This window comes from Breznakiella homolactica (genome assembly GCF_016616095.2).
GTDB lineage: Bacteria > Spirochaetota > Spirochaetia > Treponematales > Breznakiellaceae > Breznakiella > Breznakiella homolactica.
The window spans coordinates 2,100,155-2,123,782 of the sequence record NZ_CP067089.2; the positions used below are offsets into that span (position 1 = coordinate 2,100,155).

The following is a 23,628-nucleotide window of genomic DNA, read 5'->3' on the forward strand; positions in this document are numbered from 1 at the left end:
ATACATAAATCACAGGAGGACAACAATTCCGGAAAAAACAGAAACCCAGGTACACCGGATCCATTATCCGGCTTTTGTCATAAGCGCTGTCCAAGGGCGGCCGCTGCAGATGGTTATTTCAAATATTATTTTTCGATCCGGTACGCGACGGCAAAACCATAACTTCCCGAATATATTTTATTTCCGTCTATCCGGTATGCCACATCAAAACCGTAGCTTCCGGAATAAATCTTGTTTCCGTCTATCCGGTACGCCACATCAAATCCGTAGCTTCCTGAATAAATCTTGTTGCCGTCTATCCGGTATGCCACATCAAATCCGTAGCTTCCTGAATAAATCTTGTTGCCATCTATCCGGTACGCCACATCAAAACCGTAGCTTCCTGAATAAATCTTCATCGGACCGTCTCTATCGGAATCTGAATAATTGGAACCATCACAGCTGAGAATAACAACCGCGGCCAGAAAAGCCGCGAAGAAATATCTTTTTGATTTATACATTGCCGGATCTCCTGGATGTATTGTATTCATAACCGTATTATTGTCGAGCCCTAAAGATAGGATGCCGCATATTGGTCAAAACAAATAGAAAACCCTCCGCTGGGGAGGGCTCCGGTGTCACTGATCAGTCCGCCGCAGGTCAGATGGCAGGCCATACGCATGCTGATAATCACATACGGCCCCTGCTCCGCATTACCATTGAAATTGAAACGTCTGAAATCCGGGTCGCGGCCGGTATCAGCATAAGAATTGAAAGCACTCACTGTCCGGGCCAAGGCAGCTGGATTCAATCCGGCTTTGGCGGCGGCTTCTTCCAGGGTATTGCCTGTATATCCCCAGCCTGTCCGGTAATTTCCTCAACGTATCCGCTCCGTACCGTGCTGAGGGCATCGGACATTTTTTGTCGCCGATATAATAACAGTCACCGCCAAGTTTGTTTTCAGTATAGTGTATCAAGAAATTCCCCGGGAACGGTTTTCTTAAATTTTCCTGCCTATATAAAACACGTAGCCGTAATAATCTTTATATTTAGCGTACAGTTTCTCTTCATGTCTCTGGTTGGCGATTAGTTCCTCAGCGGTTTTATTGCCGGCGTGTTTTTTCAGGAACGCCTCCTGCACGGGAACCTGGGGCGGATAGAAGTGTTCGCTCCAGCAGTTATCCGGCAAGACAAAGGTAGCCACCGGAATATACCCGGCTTTCTGAACCTGGGCTGTCTTGGCGGGAATCGTATCAATTTCGGCGTAGGCATCCTTCCAGAATACATCAATCTCTTCGGGCCGTTCATCGGTAAACCAGGAAACTTCGGAAACCGCAATGTATCCTCCCTTCTTCAGGAAGCGTTTCCACTCATTCAGCCCCCGTTCAAAACCTATGTTGTAGATGGCCCCTTCGGACCAGATGAGATCCAGTTCCCCATTTCCGAATTGCAGATTATCCATAGAACCAACTTTCCCGTGAACCCTATCCTGGAGATTCAGCGAAGCGGCGTTCTCATTAAACCGGTCGATAAAGGCCGGAAAAAAGTCGATCCCCGTTACATTTCCCGGTGTATGCCGCGCCAGAATCATGGTCTGGCCCCCGGTACCGCAGCCGATATCTGCAATTTTTGAATTTCCCGTAAGATTATCAATAAAACTCAGCGCTTTTACCGTAACCTCCGGGCTGCCTGGTCCCTGGCGTTCTACCCCCAGAAAATACTCACAGATTAGATTGACATCGAATTCGTGGATTGATTTGCTGTCGTTATCCATGGTGTTTACCTCCAGGTTAAACTATAGCATAGCCAATGAGAAAAAGCTTCCTACTTGTTGTTTCATACTTGAAAAGACGAATAGGCCGCGCCCCGGAGAAAACGGGACGCAAAAAATTAAAAGCCCTTATTGTATCTTATACAGCTTTACTCCGTCTGAATCAAAGGTTTCCACTTCCTCGGCATCGATATAAAAAACGGTAAACTCAGGGTTATCCGGTGTTTGGTAAAAACGCTGCAGCCTCGGATTTTCATTGAACAGCTTTTTTTTCAGTTCCGCGTCTTCGGTAAAAACAACCGTTCCGTTGACCGATACTACCGGTTCGTAATCCTCAGCATAGGTACAGTAAGAAACAGCGGGGGAACGTCTGAGCTGCCGGTACATAGCCTTTGAACTGTTCGTGCAGAAATATACCCGGTTACCTTCGGTAAACTGCATGGTAACAATCTGAGTCCGAATCGCTTCACCGTTCCGGTTTGCCAGTATACCATTTCTCTGGCCTTCCAAAACGCCGGCAAAGGAACTAAGATCCCTGACCTCCGTATATCGGTCAGTTACCGGAATACCCGCGGTGGCGCAGCCCTGCAGGGCGATACCTAAAATAACCAAAACAAGAAATAAAAATCGCTTGGAGAATTTCCGGCATGTATTGTGCCTTTGGGAAAACGAGTGTGCCATAACGGCCTCCTGAAATACTTCCGGGCGCGTATATTAAAATTACGGCGCCCGTTGTTATTCAAGGTTTTGATTGGTTAAAAAGATTGGATCAGGCAGACAGATGTACGGAGTATTCCATTTATATGGCATACACGTTCTGTTCGGCGAGTTCAACTTTCTTCCATCCGGACTATACCGTCGGCACCGGAATTTCACCGGTTCAGTCTGTGAGTCAAAACTCACGGAGTCGCGGGCTATACCGCCGGTTGGGATCTGCGGCGCAACGCGGCGCATTACCCTACCCTGAAAATTGTTGATTTATCATGGACGGAGATATGAAAAATGTCAATACCGTTTTTATATATTAAATAACAGTTCCCTGGATACAGCCTATTCAATTGAAACCTTGGACAGGGAAACTTTCTAATGATAGACTGCGGCCATTTCATTCATACCATGAACCGGCACAGCGGACAGTGTTGGTTTGGCGGGAAGATATTTTTGGTATTTTACTTTAGAACAGCATAATTGTACGATCAGTCCTTCAGGACTATTTACATACATACTGAAAGGATTGATTCTTACTTCTTTCTCAGAGTCCTGATTATTATTTTCCAACAAAGATTCCGCGGCCTGAGAAGATCCTCTTCCTGCACGTATCTGTTCTTGATCAGTTCTTGTACATGAGAAAATTATTAAAACAAACAGGATCGTAATTGATTTTTTATACACATCCTATTCCAAACACAAGTTTTTCCGAATGGATACGTTCATAGTAACTCTTTTTATTAAGCGGAACGGTACTTTTACTCTGATTTTTCTTCTATCTCCTGAATTCGATTTTTCAGATATTCACTGTCTTTATGTACCATTTGCGCAACTTTGTAATATTTCAGCGCTTCGGCATATTCTCCCAAGTAATAATAATTATCACCCTGTAAATAGTAGGCATCACATACTAATATTGATTCTTTCTCGTAATACTTTTGTATTGCTATATTTAAAAATTGAATTGAAGTTTTGTATTCCTTAACCATTTGATAAAGATATCCAATTCCATAATATGGTTCGGGATTATCTTTATCAATCTCCGCCGCTTTTAAATACATCTGACGCGAATCCTCCAGTTTTCCTTCCATCCTGTATACTAGCGCCAAATTAATATACGGAACACTGTTATTTTGATTTATTTCAATAGATTGTTTGTATATATTCTCGGCATCATCGTATCTTTTCATTCTCCGGTATACTAAACCCAAGTGGTCCATTGCATCCACATAACCAGGATCAAGGCTTATTGCGTTAAGCAAATATTCTTCGGCTTCTTCTAATTTATTTTCATGCAAATACGTTGTTCCGATATTATACGCGTTCCGTGCTTCCTCAACATCCGTTGGGGCAATTAGTTTGTTTTGTATCAGCGTTGAATCATCAAATCGTTTTATATCTTCACAGAAGAGAACGGCGGTAAAAAACAAAAAGAAGCATACAGCATATATACCTTTTGTTTTCATGGTTCCTCCAATATTTTACACCGGCGGCTGCTCAATTTAGAATAAAGTTATTTTCACTTTCCGCCGCCGGGCAGTCCTTTCTGGGTAAATCCACATTATTTTCTAGAGGGTTTCTCTGAAAAACCCCACGGTTTCGGCGACCGCTTCTCCTGTTATATCCGCTTCCCCGGAATAAACCCCGTACCCGTGGTCCGCTCCCTGTACTTCATGCTGCCTGACGAGCCTGGCTCCTCCGGCGGCTTTGAGTATGGCTTCGGCCCGGGCCGGCGGTATGATGATATCCTCGCTGCCCGTTATGAGCAGAACAGCACCCCGATAGAGGGGAAATTTATCCTGGGGATTGAAGTTCACCATGTCATTGAACCAGCCGATTCCCAAAGTCTGTTCAAAACCATAGACGGCGGTATAGGTTGCACTGCCGGTTTGCCGGGCACGGATGTGGAGATCATTGAACTGCTGGTCATTTTCCAGCTGCATGAAAGTATACATATCGGAAGGTCCCGGTGTTATTGCCGGGGACCAGAAAACGACCGAACCGTAGTCAGGATCATCCGCCGCGATCAGGGCGGCGATCCGTCCGCCCATACTGTAGCCGAGAAGGCCCAGCCGGTTCATATCCGCCTCAGGCCGGCCTTTGAGATATTCCTTGGCGGACCGCATATCAGCAAGCATGTAGGAGAGGCGGTTGTTCCGGGTAAAATCCTCGGTGCTGTCACCGCAGCCGGGAAAATCTATCCGGAGCGAGGCGATGCCGTTTTCCGCCAGAGCCTCCGCCAGGATAGTAAACATGCCGGCTTCATCTTTGCTGCCGCCGTGGCCGTGGGCCAATATAACCACCGGGTATGTATCACCGGCTTTCCCGGCAGGAATGGTAAAAACACCGGGAATCTCCGTATTCCTGGCACTGGGAATGGACAGAGTAACCGTATCAATCTGCGTCTGTCCGGGTTTCGTCTCCCCGGTACTGGCGCAGGAAAAAAGAACCCACAGGGCAAGCAAGACTGCGGCAGATTTAAATATACGATTCATGGAAACCTCACTTATTATTATTCTATCCGTGTGTACAACCGGTGAATGTTTCCAGTATAGGCCAGTTGCGGAGAGGCCGCAACCGGATACTGAATGGTTTTATAAATACCAGGCCGCAGAAAATCCGCGGCGGCGGGATATTGCCCGGAAATATTTTACTGTTGATAACCGGTCATGCCGGCACAGGTTTTTAATGACAGGGGAACAAACATGTTAACGCCGCATAAATAAGGATGAATACTTCATTGTTTCCGGATTCGTTTTTGGTTTTCCTCTTCCGCGGTGCATTGAAAAACTTCCCCGATGGGCACGCCGAAAACATCGGCGATACGGAACGCCAGTTCCAGAGACGGAGTGTACTTCCCCGCCTCCAGGGCCACGATGGTCTGGCGGGAAGCCCCAGCCTTTTCCGCCAGCTCCAGCTGGGTCATCTCCCCGGCAAAAAACCTGAGGGAACGGATGCTGTTGGTTATGGTCAGTTTCCTAGCCATTGCTGACACCCCATTCGTAAAGGAACACACTCATTCCGCCTTCCACAAGGGTTCCAAGAAAAAAACTGCCCAGGAGGATGTGCAGGGCCGATACCGCGGGAAGGCCAATGGCAAGGGCGCCTAAAAAGGCCATACCGCCCAGCCCACCGCAGACGTAACCGGCCCTGAGGGATTTGAGGCTGATAATCCTGTCCATTTCATCATCCGCCAGGGAAGAAGCAACAATCCGCTCTGCTTCCGTGTCTCCGGATTCCCCATGCCGCATCGATTCCTTCGCGGCAACTCCTATGGCATAAAAAATATGGAAAAGGATCTGAATCACAATAACCAGGACCACACCGATTCCGATAAAGATGAGCAGTGTCACAGCCCAGGCGCTGAGATTATATGGATCAGGCGCCCGTCTTCCCAATGCGAAGATAAGATAGGCGGCGAGCAGGAGAAGCCCTGCGGCCATATTAACAATGGTACGGATGCTCTTTATTGACATGTTGGACTCCTTTCATACTTGTCATTTCTTATATATACAATGTAAAGTTTATTTTACATTTTGTCAATATTATTTTACATAAGGAAGAAAAGGTAAAAGTTTATTTTGGAACAATAATAGGATGAACTGTGCCTGCGGGACAAAAAAAATCCGGTCCCTATCCACAGGGGCCGGATCATAATAACTAAAGACTGCTTTATTCCGTTGATTTTTCTTCGGGCAGTAAAAAATACTGATTCTCCTGGGGGCCCTCAACCCAGATAACAGGAACCAGAAGGAGTACGGCGCCCACAACACTGGCGGCTTTGGTTTCGGTTTTCAATTTCGTATGCAGCGTCTGGTGCCCCTCTTTTTGTAAAACGACAGAATACACTCTTCCCAATCTGTTACTTATTTTGTAATCATAAATCGGCGTATCGCCGATAACCTTGCCGTCTAGTATGACCTGCGCTCCCTGAGGTGAAGAGTCAATGGTCACCTTCGTTGAAGTACTGCAGCCGGCAATACACAAAACGCCCATAAACAGAAAGAATACTTTTCCCAATTTGCTGCTCATAAGAACCTCCAATGGAATACCGTACATCAGTACGTTTTTTAACCGCGTCTATAAAAGATGGAATCAATAATCCGAGAAGAGACCCTCCCAGGTTACTTTAAACATCTCGGTTCCGGTGCTGTCCTGGACAAAGATATAAAACGAGTCGTCATCCCAATAGGGAATGCAGACGAATGACACGTTAGCGCCGCCGATACCAATGGAGTACTCCGCGGCAGTAAGCTTCATATTATAAAAATACCATGAAACGATGAAAAAATCCTTGTCTGCGGCATTTTTTTAATATCCCTTGCCTAGTGTAAAAGAGGCTGGTAGAATAAATATCCACGGAAAATATTCCGCCATGACCGGAGGTTTTTATGAATGCCGTAGTCCTCGCCGGGGGATTAAGTCCGGAACGGGATGTGTCGCTGTCATCGGGCTGCCTCATTGCAAACGCCCTGATCAAGAACGGCCATGCCGCCGTGCTACTTGATCTGTATACCGGTATGGAAGATTCGTCCTGTTTCGGTGAAGCCCTTGAAAAACATGGGGCCGGTAACTATACGTACACTATCCCGCCGGAGGAACCGGATCTCGAAAAACTTAAAACCCGCTGCGGCGGAAGGGAAGAATGGATCGGCCCCAATGTAATAGAGATCTGTAAAACCGCGGACGCTGTTTTCCTGGCTCTCCACGGAGCCATGGGCGAAAACGGACAGATCCAGGCGGTGTTTGACACATACAATATTTCATATACCGGCACGGGGTATACCGGAAGCCTCCTGGCCATGGATAAGGGAATTTCAAAAGAACTTATGTCCTTCCACAAGATAAAAACTCCGGACTGGATCCTGCATTACGGGAAAACACCGCCGCCGGTCCCGTTTCTGCCCTGTGTCATAAAACCGGTACACTGCGGCTCCAGCATCGGGGTGTCCATAGTTGAAACCGCCGGCGAATTCGCCGCCGCTCTCTCTTATGCCGGAAAATACGAGGACACACTGCTTTTTGAAAGAAAAATTGACGGCCGTGAGTTCACCGTGGGAATACTCGACGGCCGGGCGCTGCCGGTGATCGAAATTATTCCCCGGAGCGGGTTCTTCGATTACAGAAACAAATATCAGCAGGGTATGACCAGTGAAATATGTCCCGCGGATATTGACACATCCCTCAGCAGAGAACTTCAGGATACCGCATCGGCGGTACACCGGATCCTGCGGCTGGGGTCCTATTCCAGGATCGATTTTATCGTTGATAAAACGGGAACGGTACACTGTCTTGAGGCCAATACCCTGCCGGGAATGACTCCGGCCAGTCTGCTTCCCCAGGCCTCCGCCGCGGCGGGAATTTCGTACGAAGCATTGTGCGAACGGATTCTGAATTTGGCACTGGGCAATAAAAACTGAACAGACGGGGACAATATATTTATGGAATTATTCAGACCGATCGGTAAAAAAGAATATGATCTTATAAAAGAAACGGCTTTCAGGAAATTCCCGCCGCGGCTTTTTTGGCAGCCTATTTTTTATCCCGTTCTCAATTACGAATACGCCGAGAAAATTGCCCGGGAATGGAACACCGCGGATGAAGCATCGGACTTTGCCGGTATTGTAACAAAGTTTGAGGCAGAGGACACGTATATCCAAAAGTTTGAAAAGCATCTGGCCGGTTCCTCCCTGTGTGAAGAGCTCTGGGTCCCGGCGGAGGAGCTTGAAGAATTCAACAGCCATATTATCGGCACAATTACCGTCGTTTCGGTTTTTTACGGTGAAAAATACTCCCAGGAAAAGATTCACCTTTAGGTATTTACCTCTGTCCGACAAAAATAACGGAATCATTTTTATCTCCGGCGGGGTGTTTTATTATTTTAAGGAAGGTGAGTTAAGGCAGATTTTCTCCGCTATGGCAAATCATTTCCCCAAAGGCGAGGTCTGCTTTGACGCCGAATCGAAATGGGCGGTTTCCTTCTCCAACAAAATGGCAGCTAAAACCGGAAACAAAGGGGCGCTGATGCATTTTTACGTCAACAACCCGCGGCAGTCCAAGGCCTGGTCCCGGGATATCGCTGAAGTAACCTGTGAACCTTACTGTACCGGGATTCCCAGAAAAAAATCATGGGAATCCCAGACCCGCATACGGATGGCCATGCTCGACGGGCTCGGCATGATGAAGCTCGTCAGAATACGTTTTGCCGGATAGGAGCGCCGCAAAAAACCACCTAAAGACTCCTGATGAATTCTCCGGGAGAAATACCCAGGTTTTTTTTGAAGACCTTGCAGAAATACCCCGCATCCCGGTATCCGCAGGCCAGGGCTATCTCAGAGATCCGCCCGTTCCCCGAAGCCAGCAGTGCTTTAGCGTGTTCCAGCCGGCATTGCGTAAGGCAGGAGATAAAACTGGTTCCCAAATGTTTGGAAACCAGGGAACTGAGATATTCCGGGGAGACTTTTAACCGGTCCGCCAGGGAGTCCAGGGAAAGATCTTCCATGTATTCATTCCGGATAATCGCCGTCACCCGGTTTACCAAGGGATTACCGCTGTCTCCGGTTCCGGCGGCGCCCGCTTCCAGCCGGGTTATGATTGACTGAACCAAATCCTCAAAGGTAGATACAAAAGAACAGCGTTTTATTGATCCGGTAATTTCTTCGGGTTTAAGTTCTTCATAGATAGTGAAATTGTAAATACGAACGGCATAGAGCAGCGCCTCTCCCATTCGGACCATAGCGCTTTGGATATCATTATAATGGAAGAAACCTTCCCGCAGTCCCGCCGCAAACTTTTCCAGAGCGGACTGGGTTTTACTGATATTCCCCGCTGCCAGGGCCGCTGCGGCTTCCCGTTCCAGTGCCGCCGGATAAACGTAGGACTCGGCAGAAAGTTCACCGGTCAGCTCAGCGGTAAGAAATGTTCCGGCGGGATAAGACAGACTCCACCGGATCCGGGAAAACCCCTCATCAACATCACGGTCCAGGGAATCGATACCGCCGATGATTGTCCAGTACGCAGCCATGGGCTGCATACACTTCCGGCGGGAAAGGTCGAATACCCGTGCAGCGGTGATCCCGGGATCGGTTTCGGGCGGAAGGGCGCAGAGAAAGACAAAACGCTGCTTCCCGCCCTGTATTGCGGGATAGAAGCTGCCCCGGACCAGCGATACCAGTTCCGCCGAACGTTCCACAAACAGCCGCCGCTCATCTTCCGGCATATCCCGGTCATGGGAAAATACCATCAGGAGGAGCCGCGTCTCTTCCGGGATCCGGTCCCGAAGGGCGCCACGGAAAAACTCCCGCCGTGCCTCCGGAGACCAGAGGAATAGTCCCAGGATTTCCCTATCCGGCACCGACGACGGCAGCTGAGCTTTCAAGACCTTTTCGGCAATGATCGAATCCCGGGCACGGCCAAGGGAAGCGGTCAGCTCTTCCAGTGACACCGGTTTGAGAAGATAATCGGCGGTACGCATCTGCAGCGCCTGCCGGGCATATTCGAATTCAGCGTGACCGCTGAGGATGATGAACCGTGTCTCCGGAAGCCGCCCCTCCAGAGAACGGATCATCTCAAGGCCGTCCATAACCGGCATACGGATATCCGTGATTACCAGATCGGGTTTTAAGGTAACAATTACAGCCATTCCTTCCCGGCCGTTCCGCGCGCGGCCGACAACAGAATAATCTGGATCAATTCTTTCCGCCGCGGAGCAGATATGATTAAGCGTTTTCAGTTCATCTTCAACAATCACAATGGTCATGCTATTAAACCTTCTCCCGGTTGTCCCCGGACACAAGGGCTTTCTTCCTTATGCCGGGATGCCCATCCAGCGGCAGGCAGACGGTTATCTCCGTACCCATTCCCGGAGAACTTTTAACTTCCACGGAATAGCGGTCCTCATAGTACATCCGGAGCCGTCCCATCACATTGGGAATTCCGATGGATGTATTTTCCCCGTCCGGCAAAGAATCGTAAAACAGTTTCCGTATTCTGTCCCGGTCCATACCTTTGCCGTTGTCCCTGACCGAAAAGCGGAGCCGGTCACCGTCTTTTTCCGCGGCAATGGCAAGGATCCCGCCGCTGTCCATCTGTTCAAACCCATGCTCAATGGAATTCTCGATGAATGGCTGAAACAGCAGTTTATGAACGAGACAGTCCCTGACCGCCGGATCCGCGGTAATGGTGTATTCAAAATTATCCGAGAAACGGTACTTCTGAAGCCGCAGGTATTCCTCAAGGTACCGCAGTTCCGTAGACAGGGTTACCAGGGAATTGCTGTCCGCGATACGGTACCGGAGAATGGAAGCAAGCCGGTGAAGCATGCTGCTGATCTCTGTCTGACCGTTTTCTATGGCCAGCCAATTTATGGAATTGAGGGTATTGTACAGGAAATGGGGATTTATCTGGGCTTCCAGGGAACGGATCTCCGCCTCTTTTTCCTTCCGGGCGGCTTCCCGGACCAGCTCCATCTGGTGGAGAATGGTTTTCATCATAGCGTTGAACTGCTCCGCGATACGGCTGACCTCGTTCTCCTCCCCTGCCGGGGCTGTCACCCCAAAGTCCCCCAATTCTGCACGGTGCATGGTGGAGACAATCATCCGCAGAGCCCGGGCGCGGGACCGGGACAGAAGCAGCACCGCTGTGACCGTACACAGAAACAGAAACGCGGAAATGGCGAGTATGCTCGCCCGTACCGCGCTGAATTCCCGCCCGGCGTATGAACGGTCCAGAACATTGTGGAGGAGCCAGCCGGAATTGGGAATTTCAATAGTATGAATGATACCATCCGGAGCCGGGATTACCCGTCCCAGCATCGTCTGGTCAGGATGGGATATCACAACTCCCGTACTGTCGGTGATATACAGGAAATTGTCCCGGGGATTTTCCGCGATAGAAGCCTCGGCGCAGAGTTCCGCCAGAACCCGCCCGTCCAGGTTCATGACATAAGCCGCGAGGAATTCGTTTTTTACGAGGTCAATGATCTTCTGACGGTAGGTAATGAGGCTGTAGGCACGGTTGTCCTGTACGGAGAAATACGATGTCAGAGCCCACTTATTGTCATGGCGGTATACGGGAATATTCTCCATCTCCGCCATGTAATCGCCGTACCGCTGTTCCAGAGCGAGCTTGTCCTGGAGCCGGTCCACCCAGATCTGCCGCCCGCTGTCGCGGACCTGGAGACCGATACTTTGGATGGCGCCGTGGTAACTCAGCATGGTCTGAAATTCCCGGAGAATATCACTGTGGGCCATGATCTCCGTAATAAGGCTGTCACTCCTGAGATCCCGGATCCGCTGCCAGAAAGTTTCATTCAGCATCAGCTGAAATGACGCGTCCTCATACCGGCGGAGCGCCGACTGAATACTGGTTGAGGCCTGGAGAGAATTGGAACGGGCATAGCGGACGATCTTTTCCTCAAGGATGGTAGCCGTATAGCCCAGCTGCACCGCCAGGAGTATGATCAGTGGAATCACCGATGTTCCCAGGAAGGTAAGGATGAGCTGTTTCGAAAAGGTGAGGCGCCGCCACCGGGCAACAAGGCTGTTCCGTTTCATAGAGTTTCTCCGGGAAAGTATACCATTCTTTTATTCCGGCAGCCGAAAAAAAAGTAAAAAATATTAAAAAATTACCCAATGCTTAAAAATTGCCAATTCCGGGAATTCAAAAACCGCGGGTATTATGATTTATAACTTTTAAGGAGGATCAATATTATGAAGAAACTGCGAACCATGCTTATCCTGGCCATTGCCCTGGCAGCCGCGGGAACCGTATTTGCCGGCGGCGGCGGAGACGGAAAAGCCCAGTCAGGCGGAACCGCGAAAACCCTCAATGTGGTGCTTTCCTATTCCAAAGAAAAAACAGTGCTCTACGAATGCCTGGATCAATTTACCAAAGAAACCGGAATTGCCCTGAATATCCAGTACATGCCTCTGTCGGATGTACGGAAACAGATCAACATAATGGTAGCCGGCAACAGCCTGCCCGACGTGATAGACGTTGACGGTACCGATACCTACACCTACGCGAAGATGGGGATTCTGGCGGATATCACCGGCCGGGTAACATCCGAACTTGAGACGGATAAATTTTACGACGATGTGATGAGCTTCAGCCGGGTGGACGGCAGGTATTACGGACTTCCTTTTACATCCAACAATGTCTGCCTCTACTACAACAAGGAACTGCTCAGCAGAGCAGGCGTTGCCAAGGTTCCGGAAACCTGGGACGAACTCCTTGCCGCGTGTGAACGTATCAAGAACAATACCTCCGCGTATGGCTTTGCCGTTTCCGCGGGCCAGAACACGGACACTCCCTTCCATTTCTTTCCGGTGTACTACCAGGCCGGGGGCGGAACCGGAGATACAATCAAACTCGACAGCCCCGAGGCCATCCGGGCCCTGAACTATTACCGGACTCTTCTGGACAGAGGGTATATGCCCGTGGAAGTGGCAACCTACAACGCCGCGGACATCGCCAATCAGTTTGCCGCGGGCAACATCGCTATGATGTTCGACGGTCCCTGGCGCCTTGCTTCGGTACAGCGGGACGCGGGATTTGAATTCGGCATTGCCGAGCTTCCGGCAGGCCCCGCGGGGAAAGCCAGTGTCCTGGGAGGCCACAACTGGGTGGTGGTGGATAATGAAAATGTCAATGCCAGCTGGGAATTCATCAAATTCATGAACCGGCCCGATATTATGGCCAAATACAGCGAAGCGGAAAACTATATCCCCGCCCGGAAAGATGTAGCCGAATCAAGCGCCTATTTCAGCCGGGCTCCGATTAATACCTTCATTACCATGGCTGCCAATGCCAAAGCGAAACCCGTGATGGCATTCAGCAAACTCAACGACATTATGACAGAGATGGTTCAGTCCGTGGTGATCGGAACCAGGACTCCGGAACAGGCGACCCGGGCTGCGGGCAATGCCTATGAAGCCGCGAAATAATACAGCAATCTAAAAAAAGTAAAATTAAAAAAACAGCGGGGCGCTTCAGAATGAAACGTCCCGCTGTATACCCTGTTTTCCCCGCCGGAGGATTCCATGAAAAAACTGACCTACGAACAGAAGGAAAAACGGGCGGGTTACTGTTTTACCCTGCCGGCTCTGATTTTCCTTCTGGGGTTTATTCTGTTTCCTATTTTGTACAATGTGCTGATGAGCTTCCGGGAGGTCAATCTCATGACCTTGAACCGGGTGCAGCCCTTCGCAGGCCTGGAGAATTACCGGGCTATTTTAAGAATGCCGGTGTTCGGCAAAGCATTTGCCAACACGCTGCTTTTTACTTTTGTTTCACTGTTTTTTCAGTTCATCATCGGCTTTGCCCTGGCTCTGCTCTTCAGCAGAAAATTCCGGCTGAATAATATGTCCCGGGGGCTCATGCTGGTATGCTGGCTCATTCCGCTTATGGCGGTTGCCTCAGTCTGGAAGTGGCTTTTCGCCAGCGATTCCACGGGGATTATTAACTTCCTCCTCATGAAACTCCGTCTGATTCAGGAGCCGGTTAAGTGGCTCCTGTCCCCAGGCAAGGCCATGCTTGCCCTGATCATTGTCAACATCTGGCGGGGAGTTCCCTTCAACATGCTCCTCCTTGCCACGGGTCTGACTACCCTGCCCCGGGACGTATTCGAAGCGGCTTCCATCGACGGCGCCACCAAATGGCAGAGTTTTGTCTACATGACTATTCCTCTCCTGCGGCCCACCATCATCAGTGTGGTTACCCTGGGATTCATATACACCTTCAAAACCTTTGACCTGGTTTTCATCATGACCGGAGGCGGGCCCCTGTATTCCACGGAAATTCTGGCCACCATCTCATACCGGCTTACCTTCAATGATTTTGAATTCGGCATGGGTTCCGCCGTGGCTAACGTCATGCTGGTGGTACTGGTTATTGTCGGACTGGTAAATCTAAAGTTTACCGGCAAGGATGAGGTGATGTCGTAATGAAAAATCCTCTGTCTTCAAAAATATTCAGAACGGAACTGATACTGAACCTGGCGGCTATCGCGCTGGTGGTAATTTTTCTGTTCCCGGTATACTGGATGTTTATCACTTCCCTGAAATCCAACAGCGAGATCTTCGCCAGGACACCGACCTTCTTCCCGAAAAAGATTGTCTTCGACGGATATATCCGCCAGCTCGGATACAGCGCGGTACCGATATGGGTCAACTTCCGGAACAGTTTTGCCATCGCATTCTGCACCACCGCGGTCTCTACGGTGCTGGCGACTTTTTCCGCCTACGGTCTGGCCCGGTACCGGCTTAAGCTGGCAAAACCCATCATGATGTGTTTCCTCATCAGCGAAATGCTTCCCACGGTGCTCTTCCTGGCGCCGCTGTTCATTACGTTCAATAAAATAAAAATAATGGACACTTTGCTGGCGCCGGTAATATTTTCCTGTCTCCACGGCATCCCATTCAGTGTCATAACCCTGCGGCCGTATTTCCTCGGAATTCCCAAGGAACTTGAAGACTCGGCCATCATCGACGGATGCAACCGGTTTACGGCGTTCATCAGAATCATGGTGCCCATCGCCGTTCCCGGGATCGTCATCGCCGGGGCCTTTACTTTTATCTGGGGATGGGGTGATCTTATGGGTGCCCTTACATTTATCCGTACGGACATGCTCCAGCCGCTCACGGTTAATATGTACAAAGCCATCGGTGAGTTCGGCGTCGAGTGGAGCAGCCTCATGGCTTTTGCGGTAATCATCACCGTACCGGTGCTGCTGATGTTTATTTTCCTGCAGCGTTATCTGGTAAACGGCATGACCGCCGGGGCTGTCAAAGGATAACCAACTGTTTTACTGGAGGATACTATGGCATTTCCCTTTCTGAACGATCCCCTGCCCCCGGTGCCGGCCCCAAGCGCCTCAGTAATCCGGGGAAAGAATTACCGCTTTACGGTGCTCACCGAACGGCTGGTACGGATTGAATACGATGAAACCGGTGCCTTCGAGGACCGGCCAACCCAGATCACGGTGAACCGTAATTTTGAAACGCCCCGGTTCAGCCTTACCGAAGATGACCGGGATATCCAGATCCGGACGGATTATTTTGAACTCCGGTACCGCAAAGGACCATTCACACCATACAGTCTGTCCGTTGAAAAACTGGGAGGTTATTCCAACCACGACAACATCTGGCATTACGGGGAAACGCCTCCGACCCTGAAAGGAACGAGCCGGACCCTGGACAAAGCCGACGGTGCCATTGCTCTGGAGGAAGGGCTCTGCGCCCGGGCGGGATTCGCGGTTCTGGATGATTCTTCATCGCTCGTCATCCGGGAGGACGGCTGGGTGGACCGGCGCCGTGAGGGTGTGACCGACATCTACTATTTCGCCTACGGCCACGACTTCCGGGCCTGCATCCGGGACTTCTACCGTCTCACCGGGGCGCCGCCTCTGCTGCCGAGGTACGCCCTGGGCAACTGGTGGAGCCGGTATTTCGCCTACACCCAGGAAGGGTACCAGGAACTGATGGAACGTTTCGCGGAAAAGGACATGCCCTTTTCAGTGGCGGTCCTGGACATGGACTGGCACGTAACAAACATCGAGGAACGCTACGGCCGGGGCTGGACCGGCTATACCTGGAATACGGAACTGTTTCCGGACCATCCGGCGCTGCTTCGGTGGCTCCACGACCGGCATCTCCGGGTGACCCTTAATCTCCATCCCGCCGACGGGATCAAGGCCTTTGAAAAAATGTACAGGCCCATGGCCGAAGCTCTTGAGGTTGATACGGAGAAAGAGGACCCCATTCCTTTCGATGTATCCGACAGGAATTTCATGGCCGCGTATTTTAAATTCCTCCACCATCCCCTGGAGGCCGAGGGGGTAGACTTCTGGTGGATCGACTGGCAGTCCGGAAATATCAGCCGTACGGAAGGACTCGATCCTTTGTGGATGCTCAACCATTACCATACCCTGGACATCGCCCGGGACGGAAAACGGCCTCTGATTTTTTCCCGCTACTCCGGTCCCGGAAGCCACCGGTATCCCGTGGGTTTTTCCGGGGATACCTGCATCACCTGGGATTCCCTGGATTTCCAGCCTTACTTTACGGCCACGGCATCGAATATCGGCTACGGCTGGTGGAGCCACGATATCGGCGGCCACATGAAAGGCTATAAGGATAACGAACTCATGGTCCGCTGGCTCCAGTACGGGGTTTTTTCCCCGGTTAACCGGCTCCACTGCAGCAACAGTCCCTTCACATCCAAGGAACCCTGGAACTACGGTCCCGAGGCCGAGGCGGTCATGGGCCGGTATCTCAGGCTCCGCCACGAACTCGTGCCGTACATTTATACCATGAACCGCCGCTGCACCGCGGAACTGGAACCTCTGGTGCAGCCCATGTATTATTCTCATCCTGAACACAAGGAAGCGTATACCCATCCCAACCAGTACTGGTTCGGGAGTGAACTGGTAATCGCGCCCATTACCGGTCCGGCCCTGCGGGAGACCCGGCGGGCGGCGGCTGATGTATGGCTTCCGGAAGGAACCTGGACGGATATATTCACCGGGACGGTATACCGGGGCGGCAAAACCATCCGGGTATGGCGGCCGCTGTCGGAATACCCCGTGTTTGCCAAAGCCGGCGCCATCCTTCCGCTGGCCCGGCGTGAACCCGGAAGTAACTGTATCGACAATCCCGCGGAACTGGAGCTTCTGGTTTTTCCCGGAGGGGACGGAACCTTTACCCTCTACGAAGACAGCGGCGAAGGCGCCGTGGGCAGCCGGTTCGCGGAAACCGAGATCCGGCTCACCGCCGGGAACACCGTGAGCCTCAGTATTTCTCCCCGGGGAGACCTGTCGGTGCTTCCCCAGTCACGGCGCTACTGCGTCAGGTTCAGAGGCTTTAAAGACCCCGGAGACCTGCAGGGTTTCCGGGCGGAATCCGGCGGGGAGGTTCTGGATGCCGTGTGCCGGTATGACAGCGCGGCCCGGACCCTGGAAGTTGATCTCCCGGCACTCCCGGTATCCCGGGAAATAACCATCACCGCGGGAACACTCCGGCAGGCAGAAGCGCTATACCGGGACGCGTTTATCAGTATCCTGGAAGACATGCAGATTTCCTACGAGCTCAAGGATGAAATTCTCCGTATACTCGGCACGGCTGAGTCCCCGCAGGATCTTCTGGCGAGTATATCCGCCGCAGCGGATGATCCCAACGTAATCAGTGTGCTTGCGGAAATGATCTGCGCCTGAGAACGCCGGCCGTGTCCCCGCTCATAGCGGGGATTTTTTTTATTTGTATTCCGGCAGCCATTGCGCGTGGGCTTCCATGAGTTCATCACACATGGCCGTGATGGAATCTATATCCAGTTCCGCCGCCGTATGGGGATCCAGCATGGCCGCGTTGTATACCAGGTCTTTCTTCCGTTCCCGGGCAGCCGCGATGGTCAGGAGCTGAACATTTATGTTGGTCATGTTCATAGCCGCGAGCTGTACCGGCAGGGAACCTACACGGCAGCCCCGGATACCCTCACCGTTCACCAGGCAGGGAACCTCTACACATGCGTCCGCGGGCAGATTGCCGATAAGCCCCGCATTCAATATATTGCCGCCGATTTCGTATGGCTTATTCAGAATAATACTTTCGATAATATACGACGCATACTCCCGGCTCCGTTCATGGGATACCGCAGGGTCAGCGGTAAACTCCGCGCTGCGGCTTTTCCATTCTTCTATTTGCTGCACACAGCGGCGGGGATATTCATCCAGGGGAATATTGAACCGTTCGATCAGTTCAGGATACCGCGCTTTTATAAAAAAGGGATTGTACTCCGCGTTATGTTCGCTGGATTCGGTGCAGTAATACCCGAAACGGCGGAGGTATTCATACCGAACCATATCGTTATGGAGGCCCGCGGCGTTTTGCTCCGCGGCCCGGCGGCGGATTTCCGGATACAGATCCCGGCCATCACGGTCAAGTATTTTGAGGAGCCACGCCATGTGGTTGATTCCCGCGATTAATTCCCGGCGGCCGTCAATGACATCTTCCATACCGAGATGGCGGAGAAGCCTTTCACTGCACACCTGGACGCTGTGGCAGAGGCCAACGGTTTTTATGCCGGTATACCGCTGCATATATCCCGTGAGGATCGCCATAGGATTGGTATAGTTCAGAAACCAAGTGTCCGGACAAACCTCTTCCATGTCCCGGGCGAAATCCTCAAGCACAGGAATCGTCCGGAGTCCCCGCATGATGCCGCCGATTCCCAGGGTGTCCCCAATGGTCTGGCGGAGACCGTATTTTTTCGGGATCTCAAAATCCGCTATGGTGGCGGGATCGTAACCGCCAACCTGAATGGCGTTGACCACGAAGTCCGCTTTATCAAGAGCCTTGCGCCGGTTCTCCGTCCCCATGAACACAGAGATCGCCGCGCGTCCGGCGTTGCAGTTCCGGTTGATCAGATCCAGCATAACCTTGGATTCATCAAGCCGCTGCGCGTCAATATCGTAAAGGCGTATATCCGCGTTTCCCAGTTCTCCGGCGCACATGATGTCCCCCAGAACATTCTTGGCAAACACCGTACTTCCCGCACCCATGAAGGCAATCTTCATTCCGAACCCTCCGGTTAATTATTGATATACAATCATACCACGACCGCGCTTTGTGTTAAATTGAAAAAGGGGCCGGAAATATGGTATTATGGAACCAATGAAACGGTACCGTTCGGTCCTGAACCGCGGCTTTTCCGGGGTGAATCCCGTAACCTATGGGAACGAAGACTGTGAGCCCGGTCATGCCTTCGGCTACGCGGTGCGGGAATATTATCTCATCCATTTTATCACCCGTGGAAAGGGAATCTTTATCAGGAACGGCATCGAGCACTCCCTGTCGGACAACAGCCTTTTTCTTATCCGGCCCGGCGAGCGGACATACTATGCGGCAGACAAAGCAGACCCCTGGAGTTATATCTGGATTGGTTTCGACGGAGAAGCTTCCGGCGGCCTCCTGGCGGAAGCTGGATTCACCGACGCTCAATGCACCGGCCGGTTTCCCAGGGTCAGGCATATTTTTGAAGAGATAGCCGAAATCCGGGATCAGGAAGCCGCCACGGAACTGCTGCTGACGGCAAAGATATACGAATTTCTCGGCCGCTGCGCCGGAGCCGGACAGGCGGTACGATCCTATCCCGGGTACCACGCTGCCCGGGCCTGCGACTTTATCAGGACCAACTACGCTTCCCGGATCAGGATTACGGAACTGGCGGAACTGCTCCACCTGGACCGGCATTATTTTACCAGGATCTTCAGGCAGGAACAGGGCTGTACGCCAAAGGAGTTTCTCATCGGAATCCGAATGGTCCGGGCAGCGGAACTGCTTTGTTCCGGCACCTTGAGTATCCAGGAGGTAGCCCGGTCAGTGGGTTACGGCGACCCGCTTCTCTTTTCACGCATATTCAGGAAGAAATACGGCGTCAGCCCCCGGGAATACCGGTCCGGAGGCTGATACCAGAACAGGGCAGTTCCATTGTCCGGAACTGCTTTTGCGGATAAGGACATAAGAAAGCGTTCTTACAGTACCGCCATAAAACTGTCGGTAAACAGTTTCTTTCTCCTCTCATAATCTTTCTTTGAATCTATTTCCTGCCGCATCAGTTTTATCATCAGGGCTTCGTAATTTTCAGGAAGCTGGTCCAATTCATAGGAATAATACAGCCGCCTGTCTTCAGCGGGGGCGTATTTATTATTTTTGTAATAGAGGCACCGGATGCCCTGGTTTATCGCAGTGTTCAGATTCTGGTGCATCTGTGAATAAGCTTCCCGGATCTCCCAGCGTTTTTCTTTTGAGAGGACATACTGGATGTAGTTTTTCTCTACCTCCAGTTCTTTCTTCTGTTCTTCTTTGGCAAAACTCTCTATCGATGCCAGCTCTTCTTTATATTTCCCGCTCTCATCATATAGAATCTGTGACTCCAGCAATGCGTATTTCCGCGCTTCTTCTGTTTTTCTGAATTTTTGGCTTGTGATAAAGTCGCCGAACAAGATGGCAAACCATTCTCCGTTCCATTTTATACAATGGTAGGGAATATAGGGATCCTGGTCTTTGCCGAATATTTTTTCAGCGGTAATTTTTGAGTTTTCTTTTCTCATTACTATAAGATCTATCATCCCGCCCTTTTCGCTTGGGAAGTAATCACCCCGGGAAACACTGCCGGACAGCAGGATGGTTTCTATTTCTGTCTTATCAATGGTCTTCAGATATTTAGCCGCGTGTTTTTTGATTTTTGAAATATACTCTTTCTGCCGTTCCTTCATATCCAGTAATTTATACATTTTCCCCTCCGCAACAAATCAATCATTCCGACGGACAAACTGCACCGTATCTATACCGTATACCATTTAGATCTTCCTGGCAATCTTACCCGGAGCAGGCTCTGTACCGGAGCCAGCGGACACCTGAGCCGGTCATTCCGGCCGCCGCGGCTCGTAGCGCAGAATGACTATGCCGTCTTCAATATAATAATGGGTCATAGTCAGGGGAATTACCCGGCTGCCGCCGAGGAATAGAGGTCTCCCGCTACCCAGAATAACCGGAATAATACCGATGATATATTCATCAATAATTCCGGCTTTAAGCAGCGGGTCTATGGAAACACCCCCGCCGAAAAGATACACATCTCCGCTGCCCTGTTTTCTGATTTCCTCAATCTTTTCCGGGATATCCCCAGAAATAAACCGGACGCTGCCGTGATCCGCGGTTTCCCGGGAGGTGATTACGTACACCGGTTTATCCCGGAAATCTTCATGAAACCCCTGGTCATAACAGGCTCTTCCCATGATTACCGCGGAAACACCCGCCAGGAATTTACCATGGTCCCAGCGGTCCGCGGTGTTGAGTTGCGGATTGCCGGATCCCTTAATCCAGTCATAGCCGCCATGTTCATCGGCAATATACCCGTCCAGGCTTACCGCTAGATTAAGAATAATTTTACCAGCCATGAAAAGGATCATATCAGAGAAACAGCGGTTCCGGAAGACAGCTTCCAGCGGAAAAATGCCGCACAATTTACTTGACATGTCAAACATATTCCGGTATAGTGATTTTACTTGACTTGTCAAATAATATAAGGACTGGGATGGATACGAAAAATTTAGATTCCCTCTGTATCGGTGAACTGGCTTCCGTTTTGTACCGGCAGTACCAGGCCTTTATAAACCGTGAGATGAAGGAATACGGTGTCAACTCATCGGAATTCCTGTATCTCATAAGAATTCCCGACAGCGGAACAGTTAATCAGACCTATTTGGCTGAAACTGTTTTCTGTGATAACGCCATTGTATCCCGCAGCATTCAGTCCCTGGCTGATAAGAAGTTAGTTGCCAGGGAACGGTCCGGGGAGGACAAACGTGCCGTGATGGTGTCCCTCACACCGGCGGGAAGAAAGGCAAAACAGGCGGGTCTGGAAAAACGGGATCTCTGGAAAAAAACGGTAATGTATGATTTATCGGAAAAGAACAGCGTCACCCTCATCAGAACATTGAAAAAGATGGCGTCCAGGGCATTATCTGCCGCAGAAGACGGCAATACAAAGGCGGAGGAATAATTATGGACAGAAAGGTCACCCAAATACACTTTAGTCCCGGAGGCACTACCGCGGCGGCCGCGGCGGAAATATCCGGTGCTTTATCCCAAGATTTCAGCACCATTGATTTATTGAAAACGAAAACACCCGGAGAGATATCCTTTGGATCCGATGAGCTGGCCGTGTTTGCCATGCCGGTTTTCGCGGGAAGAATCCCCGGGGTCTGTCCGGATATGCTTTCCAGGATGAAGGGAAAAAATACACCCGCCATTGCCGCGGTGGTCTACGGAAACCGGGCTTACGACGACGCGCTGCTGGAACTGACGGATATCCTCACCGATAATGGATTTGTGGTTATTGGCGCCGCAGCTTTTGTGGCCCGGCACTCCATCTTTCCCGAAGTAGCCCGCGGCCGGCCCGATACCGCGGACAAAGAGATTCTCCGGAATTTTGCCAGGCAATGCGGGAACAGGCTTGAGACAATCGCAAGCCAGGGACACATCACCGTAAAGGGCAGCCGCCCGTACCGTGAAGCGCCCCCTCTACCGTTAAAACCGTCGGGAAACTCCCGGTGCAACAGCTGCGGAGCATGCGTCAAAATTTGCCCGGTTGGAGCCATCACCGCGGAGGAACCGCGGAAAACCGATAAGGCGGCGTGTATCACCTGTACTGCCTGTATCTATGTCTGCCCGCAGAAGGCCCGCTCATTCCGGGGATTAACCTACAAACTTGCGGGCGGAGCTTTCAGGAAAAAGTGCAGCAGCCGGAAAGAACCGGAACTCTTCGCCTGACAGCAGTTAAGACCGCAGACGCAAAGAGCTGACCGGGGGATGGCATATTGCATAAAAAAACCCGGGAATAATTTCCCGGGTTTTTCCGGCTGCGGGGAATCAGGCGATTTTATGCCACTTGTCGTTGCCGCACCGGGCACACTTGGGCAGTTTTGATTTCTTGTCGATCTTGATCTCATTGCCGCACCGGGTACATTTGTAGGTCCCGGGTTCCACTTCCGAACCGGAGGTATAAATTTTCTGGTCCATTGGTAAACGCTCCTTTTTTAAATTTTCCCCTCCGCTGCGGACAGAGGAGGTTCTTCTATAAGTATTATGAATTATCCGCGGGTTTTCAAGGAAGCCGCCGGAGCGTTTCTCAGGGATTGCTCCGGACAGTTTCCATGGAATTAAAGATCCGCCGCCATTCTTCGGGCATGCTTACGGGGCGGCCGTCCCTGACAGAAATGTACCCAAGCTTAAGATCCAGGGCGACCAATACCTGTTCTTCCCGGAGGACTTCCTGGAAAACCTCAATGGCGAAACGCCCTGCCTTTTTGAGCCGGCTCCGCACAAGCAGCGCTTCATCCAGGAAAGCCGGGGCGTTAAAATCGATCTTAACGGAACGGACAACAAAAACCGTTCCTTCGTTCTGGAGAAATTTCCGGTGGTCGATTCCCAGAAGATGGAGCCACTCGGTCCGGGCGTGTTCCGCCATATCCAGATACCGGCTGTGGTATACCACCCCGCCGGCATCGGTGTCACTGAAGTAAACCCGCAGCGGAAAAAATGGGTATCCTTCTCACGGTAGCCTGATAAATTTGTTTCCATAAAAACATGATAGAAGGAGATCCGCCCGGC

General features: G+C 51.0%; 27 protein-coding genes and 1 riboswitch. Of the genes, 10 read left to right on the forward strand and 17 right to left on the reverse strand.

Going from position 1 to position 23,628, the window contains the following annotated elements:
- Window positions 1-125 precede the first annotated feature (125 nt).
- From JFL75_RS09600 to JFL75_RS09650, 10 genes are all read right to left on the reverse strand, one after another.
- Window positions 126-500: a hypothetical protein gene (locus tag JFL75_RS09600; RefSeq protein ID WP_215626463.1), complete on the reverse strand. Its 375-nt coding sequence runs from the start codon at window positions 498-500 to the stop codon at window positions 126-128.
- Window positions 501-979: 479 nt separating this feature from the next.
- A complete protein-coding gene (locus JFL75_RS09610) occupies window positions 980-1,753 on the reverse strand; it encodes a class I SAM-dependent methyltransferase (RefSeq protein WP_215626465.1) in 774 nt (257 codons plus the stop codon).
- 126 nt (window positions 1,754-1,879) lie between these two features.
- Window positions 1,880-2,431, reverse strand: a complete 552-nt coding sequence (locus JFL75_RS09615) for a pyridoxamine 5'-phosphate oxidase family protein (protein WP_215626466.1) — start codon at window positions 2,429-2,431, stop codon at window positions 1,880-1,882.
- 148 nt (window positions 2,432-2,579) lie between these two features.
- Window positions 2,580-2,725: riboswitch (FMN riboswitch) on the reverse strand.
- Between the two features lie 108 nt (window positions 2,726-2,833).
- Window positions 2,834-3,142 carry a hypothetical protein gene (locus JFL75_RS09620; protein ID WP_215626467.1) on the reverse strand — a complete coding sequence of 103 codons (309 nt, stop codon included), beginning with the start codon at window positions 3,140-3,142 and terminating at the stop codon, window positions 2,834-2,836.
- A 74-nt stretch (window positions 3,143-3,216) separates the two neighbouring features.
- On the reverse strand, window positions 3,217-3,924 hold the full coding sequence (locus JFL75_RS09625; protein ID WP_215626468.1) for a tetratricopeptide repeat protein: 708 nt from the start codon (window positions 3,922-3,924) through the stop codon (window positions 3,217-3,219).
- A gap of 102 nt (window positions 3,925-4,026) precedes the next feature.
- Window positions 4,027-4,953, reverse strand: a complete 927-nt coding sequence (locus tag JFL75_RS09630; protein ID WP_215626469.1) for an alpha/beta hydrolase family protein — start codon at window positions 4,951-4,953, stop codon at window positions 4,027-4,029.
- A 242-nt stretch (window positions 4,954-5,195) separates the two neighbouring features.
- A complete protein-coding gene (locus JFL75_RS09635; protein ID WP_215626470.1) occupies window positions 5,196-5,444 on the reverse strand; it encodes a helix-turn-helix transcriptional regulator in 249 nt (82 codons plus the stop codon).
- Window positions 5,437-5,934, reverse strand: coding sequence for a hypothetical protein (locus JFL75_RS09640; protein ID WP_215626471.1), 498 nt, complete (start codon window positions 5,932-5,934; stop codon window positions 5,437-5,439). The genes JFL75_RS09635 and JFL75_RS09640 overlap by 8 nt, the downstream gene beginning before the upstream one ends.
- Before the next feature lie 196 nt (window positions 5,935-6,130).
- Entirely contained in the window at window positions 6,131-6,490 is a 360-nt protein-coding gene (locus JFL75_RS09645) for a PEGA domain-containing protein (RefSeq protein ID WP_215626472.1), read from the reverse strand.
- A gap of 63 nt (window positions 6,491-6,553) precedes the next feature.
- Window positions 6,554-6,718, reverse strand: coding sequence for a hypothetical protein (locus tag JFL75_RS09650; RefSeq protein ID WP_215626473.1), 165 nt, complete (start codon window positions 6,716-6,718; stop codon window positions 6,554-6,556).
- A 131-nt stretch (window positions 6,719-6,849) separates the two neighbouring features.
- On the opposite strand from JFL75_RS09650, the gene JFL75_RS09655 reads away from it, so the two are divergent.
- The 3 genes from JFL75_RS09655 to JFL75_RS09665 all read left to right on the forward strand — a co-directional run bounded on the left by JFL75_RS09655 (window position 6,850) and on the right by JFL75_RS09665 (window position 8,671).
- Window positions 6,850-7,878 (forward strand): D-alanine--D-alanine ligase family protein, encoded by a 1,029-nt coding sequence (locus JFL75_RS09655; RefSeq protein ID WP_215626474.1) that lies wholly within the window; start codon window positions 6,850-6,852, stop codon window positions 7,876-7,878.
- A gap of 21 nt (window positions 7,879-7,899) precedes the next feature.
- On the forward strand, window positions 7,900-8,274 hold the full coding sequence (locus JFL75_RS09660) for a hypothetical protein (RefSeq protein WP_215626475.1): 375 nt from the start codon (window positions 7,900-7,902) through the stop codon (window positions 8,272-8,274).
- A 100-nt stretch (window positions 8,275-8,374) separates the two neighbouring features.
- On the forward strand, window positions 8,375-8,671 hold the full coding sequence (locus tag JFL75_RS09665; protein ID WP_215626476.1) for a hypothetical protein: 297 nt from the start codon (window positions 8,375-8,377) through the stop codon (window positions 8,669-8,671).
- A 19-nt stretch (window positions 8,672-8,690) separates the two neighbouring features.
- Here JFL75_RS09665 and JFL75_RS09670 read toward each other — a convergent pair whose 3' ends face one another.
- Both JFL75_RS09670 and JFL75_RS09675 read right to left on the reverse strand, forming a co-directional pair.
- Complete coding sequence (locus JFL75_RS09670; protein ID WP_215626477.1) at window positions 8,691-10,217, reverse strand: response regulator transcription factor; 1,527 nt, start codon at window positions 10,215-10,217, stop codon at window positions 8,691-8,693.
- A gap of 4 nt (window positions 10,218-10,221) precedes the next feature.
- Window positions 10,222-12,012, reverse strand: coding sequence for a cache domain-containing sensor histidine kinase (locus JFL75_RS09675; protein ID WP_215626478.1), 1,791 nt, complete (start codon window positions 12,010-12,012; stop codon window positions 10,222-10,224).
- A 156-nt stretch (window positions 12,013-12,168) separates the two neighbouring features.
- On the opposite strand from JFL75_RS09675, the gene JFL75_RS09680 reads away from it, so the two are divergent.
- From JFL75_RS09680 to JFL75_RS09695, 4 genes are all read left to right on the forward strand, one after another.
- The gene (locus JFL75_RS09680; protein ID WP_215626479.1) at window positions 12,169-13,404 is read left to right on the forward strand and encodes an ABC transporter substrate-binding protein; all 1,236 of its coding nucleotides are present in this window, start codon (window positions 12,169-12,171) and stop codon (window positions 13,402-13,404) included.
- 96 nt (window positions 13,405-13,500) lie between these two features.
- Entirely contained in the window at window positions 13,501-14,403 is a 903-nt protein-coding gene (locus tag JFL75_RS09685) for a carbohydrate ABC transporter permease (protein WP_215626480.1), read from the forward strand.
- A complete protein-coding gene (locus JFL75_RS09690; protein ID WP_215626481.1) occupies window positions 14,403-15,254 on the forward strand; it encodes a carbohydrate ABC transporter permease in 852 nt (283 codons plus the stop codon). Before JFL75_RS09685 ends, JFL75_RS09690 begins: the two co-directional genes overlap by 1 nt.
- Window positions 15,255-15,278: 24 nt before the next feature.
- Window positions 15,279-17,669: a glycoside hydrolase family 31 protein gene (locus JFL75_RS09695; protein ID WP_215626482.1), complete on the forward strand. Its 2,391-nt coding sequence runs from the start codon at window positions 15,279-15,281 to the stop codon at window positions 17,667-17,669.
- Window positions 17,670-17,708: 39 nt separating this feature from the next.
- Here JFL75_RS09695 and JFL75_RS09700 read toward each other — a convergent pair whose 3' ends face one another.
- Window positions 17,709-19,028: an alpha-glucosidase/alpha-galactosidase gene (locus tag JFL75_RS09700; protein WP_215626483.1), complete on the reverse strand. Its 1,320-nt coding sequence runs from the start codon at window positions 19,026-19,028 to the stop codon at window positions 17,709-17,711.
- Between the two features lie 88 nt (window positions 19,029-19,116).
- Here JFL75_RS09700 and JFL75_RS09705 point away from each other — a divergent pair, with 88 nt between their 5' ends.
- On the forward strand, window positions 19,117-19,920 hold the full coding sequence (locus JFL75_RS09705) for an AraC family transcriptional regulator (protein WP_215626484.1): 804 nt from the start codon (window positions 19,117-19,119) through the stop codon (window positions 19,918-19,920).
- 65 nt (window positions 19,921-19,985) lie between these two features.
- Here JFL75_RS09705 and JFL75_RS09710 read toward each other — a convergent pair whose 3' ends face one another.
- Both JFL75_RS09710 and JFL75_RS09715 read right to left on the reverse strand, forming a co-directional pair.
- The gene (locus JFL75_RS09710; RefSeq protein WP_215626485.1) at window positions 19,986-20,747 is read right to left on the reverse strand and encodes a hypothetical protein; all 762 of its coding nucleotides are present in this window, start codon (window positions 20,745-20,747) and stop codon (window positions 19,986-19,988) included.
- 132 nt (window positions 20,748-20,879) lie between these two features.
- Window positions 20,880-21,413, reverse strand: coding sequence for a dihydrofolate reductase family protein (locus tag JFL75_RS09715; RefSeq protein WP_215626486.1), 534 nt, complete (start codon window positions 21,411-21,413; stop codon window positions 20,880-20,882).
- Window positions 21,414-21,550: 137 nt separating this feature from the next.
- Here JFL75_RS09715 and JFL75_RS09720 point away from each other — a divergent pair, with 137 nt between their 5' ends.
- Window positions 21,551-22,018 carry a MarR family winged helix-turn-helix transcriptional regulator gene (locus tag JFL75_RS09720; RefSeq protein ID WP_215626487.1) on the forward strand — a complete coding sequence of 156 codons (468 nt, stop codon included), beginning with the start codon at window positions 21,551-21,553 and terminating at the stop codon, window positions 22,016-22,018.
- Window positions 22,019-22,020: 2 nt separating this feature from the next.
- Window positions 22,021-22,788, forward strand: coding sequence for an EFR1 family ferrodoxin (locus JFL75_RS09725; RefSeq protein WP_215626488.1), 768 nt, complete (start codon window positions 22,021-22,023; stop codon window positions 22,786-22,788).
- A gap of 99 nt (window positions 22,789-22,887) precedes the next feature.
- Here the strand turns inward: JFL75_RS09725 and JFL75_RS09730 are convergent, their stop codons facing one another.
- Both JFL75_RS09730 and JFL75_RS09735 read right to left on the reverse strand, forming a co-directional pair.
- Window positions 22,888-23,037, reverse strand: coding sequence for a zinc ribbon-containing protein (locus JFL75_RS09730; RefSeq protein WP_215626489.1), 150 nt, complete (start codon window positions 23,035-23,037; stop codon window positions 22,888-22,890).
- A gap of 109 nt (window positions 23,038-23,146) precedes the next feature.
- The gene (locus JFL75_RS09735; protein ID WP_215628755.1) at window positions 23,147-23,548 is read right to left on the reverse strand and encodes a YbgC/FadM family acyl-CoA thioesterase; all 402 of its coding nucleotides are present in this window, start codon (window positions 23,546-23,548) and stop codon (window positions 23,147-23,149) included.
- Window positions 23,549-23,628: the final 80 nt, after the last annotated feature.

Bases quoted from the DNA above. Each gene is read 5' to 3' on its own strand.
- JFL75_RS09600 (WP_215626463.1), bottom strand. From the start codon at position 500: ATGTATAAATCAAAAAGATATTTCTTCGCGGCTTTTCTGGCCGCGGTT.
- JFL75_RS09610 (WP_215626465.1), bottom strand. From the start codon at position 1,753: ATGGATAACGACAGCAAATCAATCCACGAATTCGATGTCAATCTAATC.
- JFL75_RS09615 (WP_215626466.1), bottom strand. From the start codon at position 2,431: ATGGCACACTCGTTTTCCCAAAGGCACAATACATGCCGGAAATTCTCC.
- JFL75_RS09625 (WP_215626468.1), bottom strand. From the start codon at position 3,924: ATGAAAACAAAAGGTATATATGCTGTATGCTTCTTTTTGTTTTTTACC.
- JFL75_RS09630 (WP_215626469.1), bottom strand. From the start codon at position 4,953: ATGAATCGTATATTTAAATCTGCCGCAGTCTTGCTTGCCCTGTGGGTT.
- JFL75_RS09635 (WP_215626470.1), bottom strand. From the start codon at position 5,444: ATGGCTAGGAAACTGACCATAACCAACAGCATCCGTTCCCTCAGGTTT.
- JFL75_RS09640 (WP_215626471.1), bottom strand. From the start codon at position 5,934: ATGTCAATAAAGAGCATCCGTACCATTGTTAATATGGCCGCAGGGCTT.
- JFL75_RS09645 (WP_215626472.1), bottom strand. From the start codon at position 6,490: ATGAGCAGCAAATTGGGAAAAGTATTCTTTCTGTTTATGGGCGTTTTG.
- JFL75_RS09650 (WP_215626473.1), bottom strand. From the start codon at position 6,718: ATGAAGCTTACTGCCGCGGAGTACTCCATTGGTATCGGCGGCGCTAAC.
- JFL75_RS09655 (WP_215626474.1), top strand. From the start codon at position 6,850: ATGAATGCCGTAGTCCTCGCCGGGGGATTAAGTCCGGAACGGGATGTG.
- JFL75_RS09660 (WP_215626475.1), top strand. From the start codon at position 7,900: ATGGAATTATTCAGACCGATCGGTAAAAAAGAATATGATCTTATAAAA.
- JFL75_RS09665 (WP_215626476.1), top strand. From the start codon at position 8,375: ATGGCAAATCATTTCCCCAAAGGCGAGGTCTGCTTTGACGCCGAATCG.
- JFL75_RS09670 (WP_215626477.1), bottom strand. From the start codon at position 10,217: ATGACCATTGTGATTGTTGAAGATGAACTGAAAACGCTTAATCATATC.
- JFL75_RS09675 (WP_215626478.1), bottom strand. From the start codon at position 12,012: ATGAAACGGAACAGCCTTGTTGCCCGGTGGCGGCGCCTCACCTTTTCG.
- JFL75_RS09680 (WP_215626479.1), top strand. From the start codon at position 12,169: ATGAAGAAACTGCGAACCATGCTTATCCTGGCCATTGCCCTGGCAGCC.
- JFL75_RS09685 (WP_215626480.1), top strand. From the start codon at position 13,501: ATGAAAAAACTGACCTACGAACAGAAGGAAAAACGGGCGGGTTACTGT.
- JFL75_RS09690 (WP_215626481.1), top strand. From the start codon at position 14,403: ATGAAAAATCCTCTGTCTTCAAAAATATTCAGAACGGAACTGATACTG.
- JFL75_RS09695 (WP_215626482.1), top strand. From the start codon at position 15,279: ATGGCATTTCCCTTTCTGAACGATCCCCTGCCCCCGGTGCCGGCCCCA.
- JFL75_RS09700 (WP_215626483.1), bottom strand. From the start codon at position 19,028: ATGAAGATTGCCTTCATGGGTGCGGGAAGTACGGTGTTTGCCAAGAAT.
- JFL75_RS09705 (WP_215626484.1), top strand. From the start codon at position 19,117: ATGGAACCAATGAAACGGTACCGTTCGGTCCTGAACCGCGGCTTTTCC.
- JFL75_RS09710 (WP_215626485.1), bottom strand. From the start codon at position 20,747: ATGTATAAATTACTGGATATGAAGGAACGGCAGAAAGAGTATATTTCA.
- JFL75_RS09715 (WP_215626486.1), bottom strand. From the start codon at position 21,413: ATGGCTGGTAAAATTATTCTTAATCTAGCGGTAAGCCTGGACGGGTAT.
- JFL75_RS09720 (WP_215626487.1), top strand. From the start codon at position 21,551: ATGGATACGAAAAATTTAGATTCCCTCTGTATCGGTGAACTGGCTTCC.
- JFL75_RS09725 (WP_215626488.1), top strand. From the start codon at position 22,021: ATGGACAGAAAGGTCACCCAAATACACTTTAGTCCCGGAGGCACTACC.
- JFL75_RS09730 (WP_215626489.1), bottom strand. From the start codon at position 23,037: ATGGACCAGAAAATTTATACCTCCGGTTCGGAAGTGGAACCCGGGACC.